The organism is Gimesia sp. (assembly GCF_048262075.1).
In the GTDB taxonomy this organism is placed as follows: domain Bacteria; phylum Planctomycetota; class Planctomycetia; order Planctomycetales; family Planctomycetaceae; genus Gimesia.
Genome location: NZ_JBLXFK010000027.1, coordinates 20,584 through 34,407, shown reverse-complemented (window position 1 = coordinate 34,407; position 13,824 = coordinate 20,584). Strand labels below are relative to the sequence as shown.

The window sequence follows — 13,824 nt, the reverse complement described above, 5'->3', positions numbered from 1 at the left end:
CAAGAATAGAATCCTGCGCAAATCCCATGCCAAACGTCAGGGGTGACCAACTTACTTTAAAGTAAGTGCCATTAGGCATTAGCCCCGGTTGAAACCATCCCAGCAGATGGAACACTGATATAGACCAACAGAGATCAAATCCCCAAAACGACCTGAGGTAAAAAACGATCTTTCTTAATCGATTCTGCCATGCTGAGATAAATCTTTGTTGGAATGTAAATCGAGCAGGCAGAGATTCAAAAACAAACAAAATAACACTCAAAGGTCTATGCGACACTTGATCACATGTAAGTCTTTGGTACTCTGTTTAGTACTCAGAATATTAGAAGAATAAAGCAGGCACGCTTTATTGAGAGATACGGGCCGTGATCAGCTTCAATTGTCCTTCCTGCCATCAGGCAATGACGGTTCCAGAGAGTGCCGCAGGTAAATCAGGAGCGTGTGGACACTGTAATCGTACAGTTCAGGTTCCTGCGATCCAGTTTGAAATTCAAGAGCCACAGACTTCAACTGCACCTCCCAATCAATTCCCGGTGATGATTGACCGTGATGAAGGAGTTTCAGGCCGATCGAAATACCTGATGGGGTTTGTGATTCTGACTGGACTGGCGCTGCTCTCTTCTCAATCGTTTCCTCAACCATCCGCCTGGCTCGGTCGTATCTTATTGATCGTGTGTATCACCGCATTCATTCCAGTGGTGAAGCAATATTCACGCCGTCTATTGCGAATTGAGGTTGAAGGCAAAGATTGGCGCACCCGTTTCAAACTGGGGCTGTTTACTTTAACAGGGATCGTTCTCATTTCCGTGAGTCAGATTGGTTCCAGTCGCATCGCTGAAGCCACCAGGCTGGCTGATGAGAAAGCCGCAGCAGAAGCAAAAAGAAATGTGGAACTTCAACGCTTAACAGAAAAAGCGAACGAAAGAGTTGTCTCTACTGTAAAAACTGCAGAGATTTACTGGCAATACAAAAACCTGGCTAAGGTAGAGGAAACATTGAAATCAGTCAGCAACATACCGCACGCGACAAACTTTGAACCGGTACAGGAACTCCGAACACGAATCGCTGACTCTCAAGTCAAGTCGCTGGTCTCGGAAGCGACTGAATTAATCAAAGAAGGCGACCTCGACAAGGGACGTGAAATCGTATTAACAGCTCTCAAGATTCCGCATGCCAGTAATGTTTCCTATGTCAGGAAACTGGACAGTCATATTCTGAATGCGACTGATCCGAAGCATAATCGCGCATCATTAATGCGGCTCTCAGACAAAGAGTTCCAGGTCTTACACACCAGTGGAAAAATGCCCGAACAATTCATCTCCGGGTATCGAGAACTTGATACCCGAATCGCCGTCCTAACCAAAGCACATGTGGCAGACGTTGTCGCCGAGCGAAAAAAACGAGAGCAGGAACGGGTCGAACGAGAGCGACTGGCGGCGATTGCCGCTCAAAAGGCAATGGAAGAACGCAAAGCCCTGGAAGCAGCTGAAGCACTCGTAAAACGCAAGAACGCACGTGCCAAAAAAATAGAGGAATGCTTCAGTTCCTGGGATGGCTCACACCGCGGACTGACTTCCTATATTAAAGAAACGATGAATGATCCGTCGTCGTATGAGCATGCCAAAACAGTCTACTGGGACAGGACCGATCACTTAGTCGTGCAGACAACCTTCCGAGGCAAGAACGGTTTTGGCGCCCTCATCCTCAGCCGGATCAAGGCAAAAGTAGATCTGAATGGTAATGTGATCGAAGTACTGGAACTCGAACCATAGACATTACAGTCTGGGTAAAGGGGCGTTTTTTAAGGAAAAATCGAGATATTCAGCGGCAATGGAGCAGTGCTTGTTTGCCAGCTTTCGCTACATTCCAACTGGTACAAGGTTGGGGGCAAGGTCAAGACCCTCAACCAATATGACCTTTTAGTGTTTTCTGTTTTAATTTCTTTACTCATAGTTCATACTTTTTATATAATTCAAAAGTCAAAAGCAGTCAGGCCCCCAACAGACTGGGGGAGTGTCTGATTCAGAACGCGGTCAGTTCTTTGATCAGCTTGTTGTATTGTCCCTTTGATACAAATACGCGGTGGAAACCCTCGGTCAACGTGATCTCCACTTCTCCCCTGGCTTCGCTTCCCCAGCCGATGATTTGCCGAGTCCGTAGATCCACATCAAAATAATAATAGTACTTCGTGTTGTCTGCTGTTTGACTCATTGCGAAATCATTCCTGGGTACCGTGGCACAGGTCGCGGGTTATGTCATACTCCATTCCGAAATCCTGCACAGAGCCGATTGTGATTTGCATATTCGGACATGATTGTATCATAATGCGTAGCATACTCTGCCTGTCACAGACTCACAATGACGCACTTTGAATCACCAACAGAAACACGCGCCCCATGCTCTCCGAACTCAAACTCATCGACGCCACACTCCATCGTACGGACACAGAAACCCGCATGCCCTTTCGCTTTGGCATCGCGGTGATGACGGCGGCCCCGCATGTGTTTTTGCAGTGCCGTTATGAAATCGGCGGGCAGGTCGTTACCGGCATCGCAGCCGAGGGTCTGCTGCCCAAGTGGTTTGATAAGTCGCCTGAGAAAGAGACGACGCAGGAAATCGACGAAATGCTGCTGGTCATTCGGCAGGCAGTCGGGTTCGCGCGACAGGCGACAGCGGCGCCCGCGTTTGATTTCTGGCGACAGGTCTACCAGTCACAGGTGACGTGGGCGGCGGAGCAGGGCTTCCCCTCGCTGCTGGCGCAGTTTGGGGTCAGCATGGTCGAACGCACGCTGCTCGATGCGCTGGCCCGGGCCGAACAGTGTCACCTGGCGACGCTGCTGCGGGAGAACCGCGTCGGCCTGGATCTGGCGGCGATTCACCCCGAACTGGCGGGCCGCACGCCGAACGAGTTTCTGCCTGCACAGCCGCTGTCCAAAATCATTGCCCGCCACACGGTCGGATTGTCCGATCCGTTGACGGCGGCCGACCTGACGCCCGACAACCGCATCGACGATGGCCTGCCGCAAACGCTGGAAGACTGTATTCGCGCCTACAAACTCAGGCACTTCAAACTTAAAGCGCAGGGGGATGTGGAACGCGATCTGGAGCGGCTGCGGTCTGTCGCGCAGGTCATCACCGCGCATTGCGGCAATAATTACGCGTTCACCCTGGACGGCAACGAGCAGTATCGCGAGTTCCCGCGGTTCGTTGAACTCTGGGATCGCATCCAGGCCGATGCGTCGCTGTCTGCCTTCTTCGAACGTCTGATCTTCATCGAGCAGCCTTTGCATCGGAGTGTGGCTTTGGATCCTGCAGTCGCGAATATTGCCGACTGGGAAAACGGGCCGCCGGTCATCATCGACGAATCGGACGCCGAGCTCAGCGCGCTGGAGCAGGCGCTGCAGTTGGGTTACGCGGGCACGAGTCACAAGAACTGCAAAGGCATCATGAAGACGACCGCCCATCGCTGCCTGATCAATCATCGTAACGCGAGTGAAAATACGAGCCGCTACCAGATGAGCGGCGAAGACCTGGTGAATATCGGCCCGGTCGCATTGCTGCAGGACCTCGCGGCGCAGGCGGCTTTAGGAAATGCCTCGGTTGAACGCAACGGCCACCACTATTTTAATGGCCTGACGCCATTCCCGCAGTCGATCAGCCAGATCATGCTGCAGCAGCACGGCGATTTGTATACGCCGCTGGCCAACGGCTTTGCCCGCGTCAACATTACCAATGGTGAACTGGATCTGACCTCTGTCAACGCTGCCCCGTTCGGCGTGGGTGTGGAAGTTCCTATGGACGGCTTTCAGGAATTGTCACTCTGAACGGGTAGCCCCTTCAAATAGTAATAGAGATAGGGCAAATAGACGAGAATAATCGTACCTGCCCCGATAATTGAAATTGCGCCGTGAGCAAAAGTAATCATGAAGACGATTCCACTCAGCGTGGACAGCGTCGCACCTGGAAATAGACGTTTATCGAGTTGACGTTTGACGAAATAAAAGAAGACACAGTAAAAAATACTGACAATCACTATTTCAACGACGCCTAAAATCAGTAGATAAGCCCAGTCGTCTGATGTCATGTTTTTTATCCCGGAGCGTAAAAATAAAAATGCAGTCTATAAAATTTTTAAACATTTGGTCAGTGATTGCAACCCCAGGAACCGATGAGCTGAGCCGTGCTTTTCGGGAAGAAAAAGGTTCCAGGAACCGAAAAGCTGATAAGTGCTGAAAATTCACGTGGTGAGTACATAAATGATTGAGGTAAAACCGTATCCTCCAAACAGTGTCAGAAACACGTTGGTGAAAAGTGGCCCATAAGAATGCTTCATCGAATTTTCAGCGAACAGATACCCGATAGTTCCAGTGAAGCCTGCAATAAAGAAACATAAGAGGGGTAATGAAGCCAACAGCAATGAGAACTTGAAAAACAGATCTTCCTGCAAAAATAATCCGAGGAGAAAAGGAGCAATCATAGCCAGCTTAATTAAATGCCAGGCCAGCCAGTACGTAAAGTCTCCCGTCTGACATAGAACTTTCAGTAGAGTGTCATTCATCGTACTTCAGATTCCAGTCGCTTAAAACCAGATTGTGAGGTTGACCATTCCCAAGGTCTGTTCCTGATGAATATATAACGTCATCTATCTCGTGATGGATCATATCTCAGCGACAGGTCAGGTCGAATTGTTTAAATTATTTTGTACCTTTCATGTCGTGAAAAACAGCGAATTTCCATTCCGTCCAGTGTCTCTTTTAGTCCGGCCTGCGGTATTCAGACGAGAGTCACTGTTTTATAATCGAACCAGGCGCACATTTTTCTGAAGATGAAACTAGATTTAAAAGTGAGAGTCAGCAGTGGCAGACATGAACGACGGGGAACGTCTTCAGGATTTCATCGAGCAGTTGCAGGGCCAGACCGGCCTGAACGCGGCCCGGTACGAGCGATTGCTGGCGGAGTTGAACGCGACTCAGCCGCGGGAAGGACACGATGCGGAAGGCCGTCGGCAGATTGCGTTTTTTGATGCGAAGCAGTACGACCTCCAATCGTTCTCCGCGAGAAACGACGACAGTTTCCAGCTGATTGCCATCGAATCGCTGCTCAATGAGCAGACGGTTTCGGCGGCTGCCGGCTGCAAGGTGGTTTGTATCTTCGTCAATGATGAAGCGCATGAGCGAGTCATCGCGCGTCTGGCGGAGCTGGGGGTGGAACTGATTGCATTGCGTTGTGCCGGCTTTAATCATGTCGACCTGGAGGCCTGTCAGAAGTATGGCATCAGTGTTGTGCGGGTTCCCGCTTATTCGCCGCATGCGGTCGCCGAACATACGGTGGCGTTGATGCTGATGCTCAACCGGCATTTGCACCAGGCTTACCTGCGGAACCGGGCCGGGGCGTTTATTCTGGATGGGCTGACCGGTTTCGATATGTATGGAAAAACCGTGGGCGTCATTGGCACGGGTAAAATCGGGCAGTGCGTTGTGCAGATCCTGAACGGGTTCGGCTGTCGGGTGCTGGCATATGACGTGCAGGAAAATCCCGAAGTCGCCTCTCTGCCACAGACAGAGTATGTCGGTCTGGACGCATTGTTTGCGCAGTCGGATATTGTCACATTGCATCTGCCGCTGTTCGTGGAGACGCATCATCTTATCAATTCCCAGTCCATCGCCCGGATGAAGCGGGGCGTGATGCTCATCAATACGTCGCGGGGAGGCCTGGTGGAGACGGTCTCTCTGATCGAAGGCTTGAAGTCGGGGCAGATCGGTTATGCCGGGCTGGATGTCTATGAAGAAGAAGCTGGTATCTTTTTCCACGATATTTCGAACCAGGTGCTCGACGATGACGTGCTGGCGCGCCTGATGACATTCAACAACGTGGTGATCACATCGCATCAGGCATTCCTGACCCGCGAGGCACTGGATAACATCGCCGAAACAACGCTCTCCAATATCGAAGAATTCTTCGCGGGCAAACGGGGAACAGATCTGACGCACCACGTGGGTTAAACTGACCCTTCGCAATCGAAAAATGAGCATGAAAACCAGACCAGCCATTGACGATTGAGGAGATGCGCAGAAAAAAAGAGGCCTGAGGAGAATATCACAGGTTCCGATGATCAGGAGCCTCTGTCGTCTTAGTGAAGGTCCGTTTTTCCCATGAGAGAGCAGATAGTGAAACCCTTAGTCCGACTATGATTACCGTTCGAGGCGGGGGGGATCTGGATTGACGACCGAGGCCCAGGTGGTGCCGATGCGTAATTCGTCAAACAGGTAATCCCCTTTATTTCCTACGTGGAGGCGTACCAGGTCCCAGGTATTTGAGTCATGAAAGGGAGTGGTAACACAGGTCCAGACCGGTGGTTCCCGATCGGGAATGGTTTCTGTTTCGGAGAGGGCCCGCATGAAAACCTGGTCGGGTGCGTTTTTACTGGCGACAATTTTTGCCACGATGAAATACGTTTCTCCCGTTCGCAGCGGCGGCGCTTCTTCCACAATCTGCATGTCGGCCTGCAGTGTGGCGTAACCTTCCGAACTCATGCCAAACAGGATTTTACGGGAATGCGCTAATACCTTTGATGTCTGCAGTGACAGGTTACCAAACTGCTGGTCTGCGACATTCGGGCCGCTGTTGAGCTTCTGCATGTAGAAGCTGAGGTAATAGATAGAGTTCGTATCCATGCGGATCGGTTTTTCCAACGCGCGACAGGCTATTTCTCCTTTGCTGAGTTCGATCAGCCCCAACTGGTTGGTCGCCAGTTTAGTTCGAGCCAGGGATTTGCGGGGGTGGCTCTGGCCCGCAGCGGGTTCGCCGCTGTTCTTTTCTGTCGTCCAGGGGTTTTTCCAGCCTGTGCCCGCATTCTGCCAGGCCGCAGCAGTTTCCTGAGCTTTGATCACAGCGGGATGAAAACTGTCGTAGGCTAGTAATTCCTGCTGCAGTGCAAGCGAATCTTTCTCCTCGCCGGGAACTTCTCTTTTGAAGCGTTCGGGACTGAGGGGAATGTCATCCACTTTGTTGTCTTTCAGCCGCTTTGCGTGTCCTGCCTGGATGATAATCGATTCGGCAAATTGTTCGTTTTTGTGATTGGCGTCGACCCGTACCGCCCCTTCGAACACATGCAGGTCCACTTCACCATCTTTATCAATGCGGGCTCCATATTCGGTGCCGATGTCGTGCAAGGTGAGCAGGGGAGTGATCAGGGTGAATTCGGGCGTAGGTTCATAACCGACCAGAACCATGCTGCCATAGTCAAGGTGTGCACAGCAGCCTGTCACCAGTTTGATTTTGGTAGGCCCTTCGATAATCAGGCGGGTTCCGGAATCGAAGCGAAATTCGGCCACTCCCTGTTCCAGTACCAGGTCTTCAGTCAACAATCGTTGTCCGGAGAATTCCGGTCGGGAATTGCCTCCCCAGACGCAATCGGTGGCGCGGGTAAGTGTTGCGACGTAAGGCAGCTCGGCGCGAATGGTTTCTGTGATGGCATTCGGTGCCCGTTCCCAGAGGAAGTCGCCGGTTGTCATCCATTCCGCCAGTAGAAAGATCAGCATTGAAGCTGCAGCAACCAGGGCATAATTAATGAACGCCGGCAGTCTCTCTGGTGATACGTCCCTGCTGACCTGGGGTTCGCGTATGAGAGGTGAAGAAACTGCTTTTTCGATGCTCTGATTTTCCAGCTCCTTTAAACGTTCGAGCATATCAGGCTGGATCCCCGAATCGATGTCGATGTATTCAAAATAGTGCTGCATCGCCTGGGGCTGGGTGGCGAGATAATTCTCAAACGCGGTAAATTCTTCCGCAGAGAATTCTCCGTCCTCACTGCTGAGCAGCCGGTTCAGCAACTGTTCGAACTCGGGGGGAAGTTCTTTGATAGACATTAGACTTGTCGCTCACTCTGTAGTTTACTCAGAATACACTCTGCCAGTTCTCGCCGGAGAATCGTCAGACGGTTATACAGAGTCTGCAGCGCCCTGTCAGCCGTTTTCGCGATTTCCTTGATCGATTGTTTTTCCAGAACGGCCTCCTTTAACAGCCGCTGATCAGTGGGATTCATGCTATCCAGGCAATCCTGCAGAAATTCGATTCGAGTATTATAGATACTTAGATCCTGCTCCCGCTGCTGCGCCATAGATTCAATGAGTTCCTGGCTGAAATGGTGCCGATCATTCCTCCTGCTTCTGCGATGATTGCAGACAGTATAAAACGTGATTCCACAGGCCCAGGAAAAGAAGTCGCGTTCCTGATCGAATTCATCAAACTTTTTCCAGAGCGTCAGACAGACGCGCTGATAGACATCTTCTGCATCCGAATAATGAGGCACGAGTGTCCGGATATAATTAAAGATCCGCAAGCGTTCTTCATCAATTAAAGAAGTAAAGACTTCTCTGGAAGTTGTGTTGAGCGACGTAATCGTATTTGACATACAGCCGTAAACTCCGTTCCGACGGACTGCAGGAAGTACAATCCTTCAAAAGGCTTAGTAAGTACATAACATCAGTATGACATTGCGCAAACTTTGGCTGAGAACGGGGGTCTTCACCAATAATACATATTGTAACCATACATACGATTAGTGATCTTGCAAGGAATAATCGTGATATACGTAGTAATTGTTTACAAAGCAGGGACAGAGTCCAACAGGTAAATCTGGAAAAAGAGAATTTTCAGGCCAATTCCTTTGAAGCTCTAAATTGGATCTCTGTGTCTGAGTATGAGAGCCCGAGACAGTCTCCTCTAAAACTTTCAGGGTTTAATTGTTCGCAGAAATGACAGCATATTATGTATCCATTTATCGAGCGTCGTGTTGTTCCTTCAGCATAAGTTTGCAATCCCAATACCCTGTTCATTTCCCGGTTGTCGCTGTTTTGCGAGCGGATACCATGTTAAAACAGACTCAGGGATTCACCGGGATTTATTGAAATGAAACAGACAGAGATAACGGATCACAACACACAGTCGCTGCCGGACCGGGAGACGATGTACGACGCACTCGTCCAGCGGGACAGCAGCTTTGAAGGCGTGTTCGTCGCGGCGATCCGCACGACGGGGATTTTCTGTCGCCCCTCCTGCTCGGCTCGTAAGCCGAAGCCGGAGAATGTTGAATACTTTTCCGATGCGAAAACGGCCCTCGCCAACGGCTACCGGGAATGCAAGATCTGTCGTCCGCTGGTGGCTTTGGGAGCCACGCCTGACTGGCTGCAGCCGTTAATTGAAGAAGTCGAACAGGATGCCACCATCCGACTGCAGGCCGAAGATCTGCGCGAGCGGGGCCTTGATCCGGTGCGTGTGCGTCGCTGGTTTCAGAAACTGCACGGCATGAGCTTCAGCGCCTACCTGCGGATGCGGCGCATCAACCAGGCCTTCAGTCAGATTCAACACAAAGCGTCTGTCACCGATGCTGCCTTTCAGAGCGGGTATGAATCACTCAGCGGGTTTGGCGAAGGCTTCAAAAAAACAATGGGGACCGCGCCCGCAAAAAGCAACGGTCAGCAGGTGATTGTCGTCAACCGCATCTTAACGCCGCTGGGTCCCATGCTGGCGGGCGCGACGAAGCAGGGGATCTGTCTGCTGGAGTTCACCGACCGCCGCATGCTGGAAACACAGATCAATCGGCTGCAGAAACATCTCAATGCCAAAGCGTTGCCCGGCGACAGTCGCTTCTTTCCCCTGCTGGAAGGTCAGTTGGAGTCTTACTTTGCCGGGAAACGGACCACGTTCGATCTGCCTTTGATCACGCCAGGCACTGAATTCCAGCAGAAAGTCTGGGCGGCCCTGCAAACCATCGCCTGCGGACAGACTCGTTCCTATTCCGAACAGGCCGAGCTGATTGGACAGCCCACCGCTGTCCGCGCTGTTGCGCGGGCCAACGGCGACAACCGGATTGCGATTCTGATACCCTGTCACCGCGTGATCGGAGCCGACGGCACCCTCACCGGTTACGGCGGCGGTCTCTGGCGCAAAAAACGCCTGCTGGAAATCGAACAGGGTACCAACGCCCCTGTAAAGTAAACGGAAGCAGGTCGGCGGACATTCATTGACAGCGGGTGGCCGCGAATGCAATTCGCGGTTATCAGAGACAACAGGAGGTTGCGGTGTGCACGAGAACTGGTACTGTGTTGGACCTCAAGCTGTTATCGGTTTAGCATAGGAAACCGGGTTACGCTTTGGGCATGGGATCTGCGACCTCCTGCTCGCTGCGCTCGGCCCGAATTCCATGCGGGTTCACCCATTTTTTGTGGTTTGTTGCGTTCTATAATCTAAGCAGCACGTCTAGCGCCATCCCACTAGAGCGCATCACATTTAACCATAGCGTCTCTCAACCTGTTATACTCGGTCCAAATGGCCCTGGAGACGCTACAGTAAAACTGGACACAGTCTAAGATCATTTCCCCGGCTTCCCCTTACCCCAACGCTCCTTGTTAAACTGTTCGGACTGACCGCGGGGGATCGTCAGTGTGTTCCATTCATCGCCGGCTTGAACACGGGCGACCTGGACGATCTGTCCGATGTGATAACAAGTATGCCCGAGCGACCGTTGAATGGCCAGGGGGACCGTGTGTGCATCGCCGCGGATGTAAATCGTTTTTTCCAGATCGTCAGGCGTCAGACTTTTGAGGGAATCGAGGAGAGTTGACCAGCCCCGCTCCCAGTAAGCCAGCAGTTCAGCGCGGTCAGTGAAGTTGTCTTCAAATTCACCATCACGATTGCGGTCCTGCTTCTCGCCGTCGGTCGTCAGAAAATCGGTCCAGCGGGAAATCAGATTACCGGCGACATGTTTCATGATCACGGCAATCGAATTGGTATGCTCATCCAGGGACGTTCGCAGTCCCTCGTCCGCAACCTGTGCCACCGCCCGTTCGGCCATCTTTTTGTGGGCTTCAAAGACATCAATCGTTGCTGACATGAATAGCGTATAACGGTCCATCGGTCATCCTCTGTGAATTTTTAAAAAGTTTCCAGTAATCAAAAAAACGGGAACAGCACTTAACGCTGAAAATCAGCAACAATGCCATCCACGGCTTCCGCCAGCGCGGGTGTCAATACTTTCATCAACTGGCTTCCTTTCTTTGTTTGACTCTGGTTGTAGATCAGATAACGTATTTTCGCCGCCTTGAGTACAGATAACTGTTTTTGGGTAACCGAGGCGTCCAGCTTCGCTTGCTCTGTTTGATCCTGCAGGCATGCTTTCTCATAGTTAAATTTGTTGCTGTAGAGTTCACACCAGGGGAGCAGGCCGCCATTGAGTTTGCGGGCCAGCGCCGGCTGGTCTCCCTGGCTGAGACGCGTGTCGAAATCGATCAGATTTTCCTGATCTTCTTCAAAGCCGCCGACGATCAGCAGGGCGCCCCCATTCACATCGGGCAATGCTTTCCCCCGGATCGCTTCCGTATTGCTGGCGATCTGTCCGCCCAGCGCCATAAAACGCAGATCAATGCCGACCGATTGAGCGATCTCAGCCAGCTTACTTCCCGTGATGGCCCGTCTGGCAGTATAGACGGCTAAGCAGTTCTGCATGAGAGACTCCTGAAAATAATCCTGCTGCGGCGGAAAAGTACTTTCGATGAGAAATGTCAGAGTCTATGATAGTCTGTATGAAACTTTCGAACAAAGTAACATCTTCGACTTTATTCCTGCTCAGCAGTTTCTCCTGTCTGGCTGGCTGCGGTGAGCCTCCGATTCCACCCCAGACCGCTTCAATTTCGACGGAAGGAAAGGGCGAGTTTTCGTCGATTCCGCGGGACGAAGGTAAAAAACCGGAAGAGACGGAACTCGATTACCTGCTCAGAAGAGGAGGCCTCAATCGTATTAAGCCTGAAGAAGGGGGAGACTATTATTTTTCCAATTACTTCGACTACTGTAGCGAAGACGAATTGCCCATGCTGACCCGGGTCGAAGGACTGCGCACATTTGATATGTTTGACGGAAATTCATTCAGCCCGGCTGGCTGGAAACAGATTGGTCAGATCTCCGGGTTGGAAGCGTTTAACGTCTCGTGTCAATATGTGACTGATGAGCATCTGATGGGATTGCACGGCCTGTCGCATCTGAAAGATCTTAAAATCGTCACTCGTGGTGTGAAGCAAAGTCCCATTTCCGATCAGGGGCTGCAGGTGTTGTCCTCTTTTCCCGCCCTGCGCCGTCTGGTACTGCATAGTCGCGAGATCAACGTGCGTGGTTGCGAACTGATTGGCGACTGCACAGAACTCCGTGCGCTGGAACTGTGGGGACCGATCACGGACGAATGTCTCAAGCCCCTGGGGAAGCTGAAAAATCTCAAGCATCTGATTGTGGTGGGGACGTTTTCGGATGCCGGTCTGAAGCATCTGTCTGGCTTAAAACAACTCACTCGCCTGGTACTCCACAGTGACCAGATGACAGGGAGCGGCTTAAACAGTTTTGCAGAGGCACCGGAATTACGGGAGTTCGGATTTTCCGGCAGCCCCGCAGGCGATACCACATTAAAACAGCTGGACCAGTTGCCCGGTCTTGTCGTATTGAATCTCTCGACTCCGTCAGTCAACGACGCGGTTCTGCAGACCATGCCTGATCTGCCTCAATTGGAAGCACTCTCCCTGAAAAACTCCAACATTACCGATAAAGGTCTGGATGCACTGGTTCATGTAAAGAATTTAAGCGAGCTGGATTTGCCGTTTACTGAAATTACGAATGACGGCCTGATTCGACTGGAGCCACTCCAGCAACTGCGGTTGTTGGTGTTGGGATATCCAGGCCATACCGAATTGTATACTGGAAAGGGACTGGAGCCGCTGACGAAGCTGTCTCGACTGGAAGTACTCGACATAGGCAATGTAAATGCTGAGAAACTTGATTTACGCCCTCTGGCACGCTGCTCCTCTCTGGTGGAAGTAAAGCTAAACTTCGGCTCTGATGATGTCTCGAAGCGCTGGCAGGAAGTGCAGGCCGAACGCCCTGAGTTGAAACGAGTTCAGGAGATTATTCCCGTGACAAAACCTTTAGAAAAATATTTTGCCTCTTACGGTGAAATTCCCTGAAACTGTCGCTCTGATTTGAATAAAAGGACCAACTGCATCATGTCAAAAATCAGCCACTGGACACCCTTAGTGCTAGCCTCCATGATCGCCTTCACAGCGAGCATAGAAAGCCTGGGAGACAATAAAAGATTCCTGATGTTTTTTGGAAGTCTGCCCATGATTTTCTATTTCATAACAATCTCTTTGCAGAAACTGCAGAAAGAAAACGACGAACTCCGCGCGCGACTGGATGCGTTGGAAGGCAAAGAGACTACGGAAGAAATGCCTGAAAATCGGGCATTCGTTCACCGCTGATTAATCACAGATTCAAGTGATGAAACAGAAATGCTCACGACACAGAACCTGAATAATGCGATGCATGCTGAACTGAAACCGCATGGATTTCAGCGGAAGGGTTCTACCTGGTATCTGTCGAGCGAGACGGTGATTGCGGTTTTGAACCTGCAGAGATCACAATATAACGCGACTTATTTTCTGAATCTCGGCTTCTGGCTACAGCAGATTGAACACATTGATTATCCCCGAGAGTATCAATGTCATGTGCGCACGCGTGCCAGTTCCCTCTGGCCCGAGGGTTCGCATCGTCCCGAAGCAGGCGCGCCCCGCATCGCCGATCTGTTAAGAATCGAGGAATATCGCTGTGATGCAGAGCAGCGGCTCAAACAGGTGAGACAGTTTGTCGCTGAAAAACTGGTGCCTACATTGCATGCAGGTCTGACGGTGGAAGGGCTTAAGCAGCTCGTAGCAGACCATGAGGAGCTTGCGATAACACGTGTTGCCAGGAATGCGCTGGGGCTGCCTGCATCTGACTGAAAAAGTC

The 13,824-nt window shown here is 51.3% G+C and carries 14 protein-coding genes; 7 read left to right on the top strand and 7 right to left on the bottom strand.

Annotated features, from left to right (window positions below; genetic code table 11):
* Positions 1 to 365 precede the first annotated feature (365 nt).
* Positions 366 to 1,772, top strand: a complete 1,407-nt coding sequence (locus ACN0YH_RS27335) for a hypothetical protein (RefSeq protein ID WP_417382781.1) — start codon at positions 366 to 368, stop codon at positions 1,770 to 1,772.
* Between the two features lie 250 nt (positions 1,773 to 2,022).
* Here ACN0YH_RS27335 and ACN0YH_RS27330 read toward each other — a convergent pair whose 3' ends face one another.
* Positions 2,023 to 2,211 carry a hypothetical protein gene (locus tag ACN0YH_RS27330; RefSeq protein ID WP_417382780.1) on the bottom strand — a complete coding sequence of 63 codons (189 nt, stop codon included), beginning with the start codon at positions 2,209 to 2,211 and terminating at the stop codon, positions 2,023 to 2,025.
* Between the two features lie 185 nt (positions 2,212 to 2,396).
* Between ACN0YH_RS27330 and ACN0YH_RS27325 the strand changes: the two genes are divergently transcribed.
* Positions 2,397 to 3,824, top strand: coding sequence for a hypothetical protein (locus tag ACN0YH_RS27325; RefSeq protein WP_417382779.1), 1,428 nt, complete (start codon positions 2,397 to 2,399; stop codon positions 3,822 to 3,824).
* On the opposite strand, the gene ACN0YH_RS27320 is transcribed toward ACN0YH_RS27325, so the two are convergent.
* On the bottom strand, positions 3,806 to 4,084 hold the full coding sequence (locus tag ACN0YH_RS27320) for a hypothetical protein (RefSeq protein WP_417382778.1): 279 nt from the start codon (positions 4,082 to 4,084) through the stop codon (positions 3,806 to 3,808). The genes ACN0YH_RS27325 and ACN0YH_RS27320 overlap by 19 nt on opposite strands.
* 153 nt (positions 4,085 to 4,237) lie before the next feature.
* Positions 4,238 to 4,558, bottom strand: coding sequence for a hypothetical protein (locus ACN0YH_RS27315; protein ID WP_417382777.1), 321 nt, complete (start codon positions 4,556 to 4,558; stop codon positions 4,238 to 4,240).
* Between the two features lie 307 nt (positions 4,559 to 4,865).
* Between ACN0YH_RS27315 and ACN0YH_RS27310 the strand changes: the two genes are divergently transcribed.
* Positions 4,866 to 6,002, top strand: a complete 1,137-nt coding sequence (locus ACN0YH_RS27310; RefSeq protein WP_417382776.1) for a 2-hydroxyacid dehydrogenase — start codon at positions 4,866 to 4,868, stop codon at positions 6,000 to 6,002.
* Positions 6,003 to 6,191: 189 nt separating this feature from the next.
* On the opposite strand, the gene ACN0YH_RS27305 is transcribed toward ACN0YH_RS27310, so the two are convergent.
* Both ACN0YH_RS27305 and ACN0YH_RS27300 read right to left on the bottom strand, forming a co-directional pair.
* Positions 6,192 to 7,868: a hypothetical protein gene (locus tag ACN0YH_RS27305; protein ID WP_417382775.1), complete on the bottom strand. Its 1,677-nt coding sequence runs from the start codon at positions 7,866 to 7,868 to the stop codon at positions 6,192 to 6,194.
* On the bottom strand, positions 7,868 to 8,413 hold the full coding sequence (locus ACN0YH_RS27300; protein WP_417382774.1) for a sigma-70 family RNA polymerase sigma factor: 546 nt from the start codon (positions 8,411 to 8,413) through the stop codon (positions 7,868 to 7,870). The genes ACN0YH_RS27305 and ACN0YH_RS27300 overlap by 1 nt, the downstream gene beginning before the upstream one ends.
* Before the next feature lie 497 nt (positions 8,414 to 8,910).
* Between ACN0YH_RS27300 and ACN0YH_RS27295 the strand changes: the two genes are divergently transcribed.
* A complete protein-coding gene (locus ACN0YH_RS27295; RefSeq protein ID WP_417382773.1) occupies positions 8,911 to 9,999 on the top strand; it encodes a bifunctional transcriptional activator/DNA repair enzyme AdaA in 1,089 nt (362 codons plus the stop codon).
* 373 nt (positions 10,000 to 10,372) lie between these two features.
* Here the strand turns inward: ACN0YH_RS27295 and ACN0YH_RS27290 are convergent, their stop codons facing one another.
* Both ACN0YH_RS27290 and ACN0YH_RS27285 read right to left on the bottom strand, forming a co-directional pair.
* A complete protein-coding gene (locus ACN0YH_RS27290) occupies positions 10,373 to 10,915 on the bottom strand; it encodes a DUF1572 family protein (protein ID WP_417382772.1) in 543 nt (180 codons plus the stop codon).
* Positions 10,916 to 10,974: 59 nt separating this feature from the next.
* On the bottom strand, positions 10,975 to 11,505 hold the full coding sequence (locus ACN0YH_RS27285; protein WP_417382771.1) for a hypothetical protein: 531 nt from the start codon (positions 11,503 to 11,505) through the stop codon (positions 10,975 to 10,977).
* A 77-nt stretch (positions 11,506 to 11,582) separates the two neighbouring features.
* On the opposite strand from ACN0YH_RS27285, the gene ACN0YH_RS27280 reads away from it, so the two are divergent.
* Genes ACN0YH_RS27280 through ACN0YH_RS27270 form a run of 3 tightly spaced genes read left to right on the top strand, consistent with a single transcriptional unit; the run spans position 11,583 to position 13,817 of the window.
* Positions 11,583 to 13,004 (top strand): leucine-rich repeat domain-containing protein, encoded by a 1,422-nt coding sequence (locus ACN0YH_RS27280; protein ID WP_417382770.1) that lies wholly within the window; start codon positions 11,583 to 11,585, stop codon positions 13,002 to 13,004.
* Positions 13,005 to 13,043: 39 nt separating this feature from the next.
* Complete coding sequence (locus tag ACN0YH_RS27275; RefSeq protein WP_417382769.1) at positions 13,044 to 13,298, top strand: hypothetical protein; 255 nt, start codon at positions 13,044 to 13,046, stop codon at positions 13,296 to 13,298.
* A 30-nt stretch (positions 13,299 to 13,328) separates the two neighbouring features.
* Complete coding sequence (locus ACN0YH_RS27270) at positions 13,329 to 13,817, top strand: DUF4304 domain-containing protein (protein WP_417382768.1); 489 nt, start codon at positions 13,329 to 13,331, stop codon at positions 13,815 to 13,817.
* The last annotated feature ends 7 nt before the right edge of the window (positions 13,818 to 13,824 follow it).

What these genes read in the sequence shown, in the direction of transcription:
- ACN0YH_RS27305 (WP_417382775.1), bottom strand. Translation starts at nt 7,868, where the DNA reads ATGTCTATCAAAGAACTTCCCCCCGAGTTCGAACAGTTGCTGAACCGG.
- ACN0YH_RS27290 (WP_417382772.1), bottom strand. Translation starts at nt 10,915, where the DNA reads ATGGACCGTTATACGCTATTCATGTCAGCAACGATTGATGTCTTTGAA.
- ACN0YH_RS27325 (WP_417382779.1), top strand. Translation starts at nt 2,397, where the DNA reads ATGCTCTCCGAACTCAAACTCATCGACGCCACACTCCATCGTACGGAC.
- ACN0YH_RS27300 (WP_417382774.1), bottom strand. Translation starts at nt 8,413, where the DNA reads ATGTCAAATACGATTACGTCGCTCAACACAACTTCCAGAGAAGTCTTT.
- ACN0YH_RS27310 (WP_417382776.1), top strand. Translation starts at nt 4,866, where the DNA reads ATGAACGACGGGGAACGTCTTCAGGATTTCATCGAGCAGTTGCAGGGC.
- ACN0YH_RS27285 (WP_417382771.1), bottom strand. Translation starts at nt 11,505, where the DNA reads ATGCAGAACTGCTTAGCCGTCTATACTGCCAGACGGGCCATCACGGGA.
- ACN0YH_RS27270 (WP_417382768.1), top strand. Translation starts at nt 13,329, where the DNA reads ATGCTCACGACACAGAACCTGAATAATGCGATGCATGCTGAACTGAAA.
- ACN0YH_RS27330 (WP_417382780.1), bottom strand. Translation starts at nt 2,211, where the DNA reads ATGAGTCAAACAGCAGACAACACGAAGTACTATTATTATTTTGATGTG.
- ACN0YH_RS27295 (WP_417382773.1), top strand. Translation starts at nt 8,911, where the DNA reads ATGAAACAGACAGAGATAACGGATCACAACACACAGTCGCTGCCGGAC.
- ACN0YH_RS27280 (WP_417382770.1), top strand. Translation starts at nt 11,583, where the DNA reads ATGAAACTTTCGAACAAAGTAACATCTTCGACTTTATTCCTGCTCAGC.
- ACN0YH_RS27320 (WP_417382778.1), bottom strand. Translation starts at nt 4,084, where the DNA reads ATGACATCAGACGACTGGGCTTATCTACTGATTTTAGGCGTCGTTGAA.
- ACN0YH_RS27275 (WP_417382769.1), top strand. Translation starts at nt 13,044, where the DNA reads ATGTCAAAAATCAGCCACTGGACACCCTTAGTGCTAGCCTCCATGATC.
- ACN0YH_RS27315 (WP_417382777.1), bottom strand. Translation starts at nt 4,558, where the DNA reads ATGAATGACACTCTACTGAAAGTTCTATGTCAGACGGGAGACTTTACG.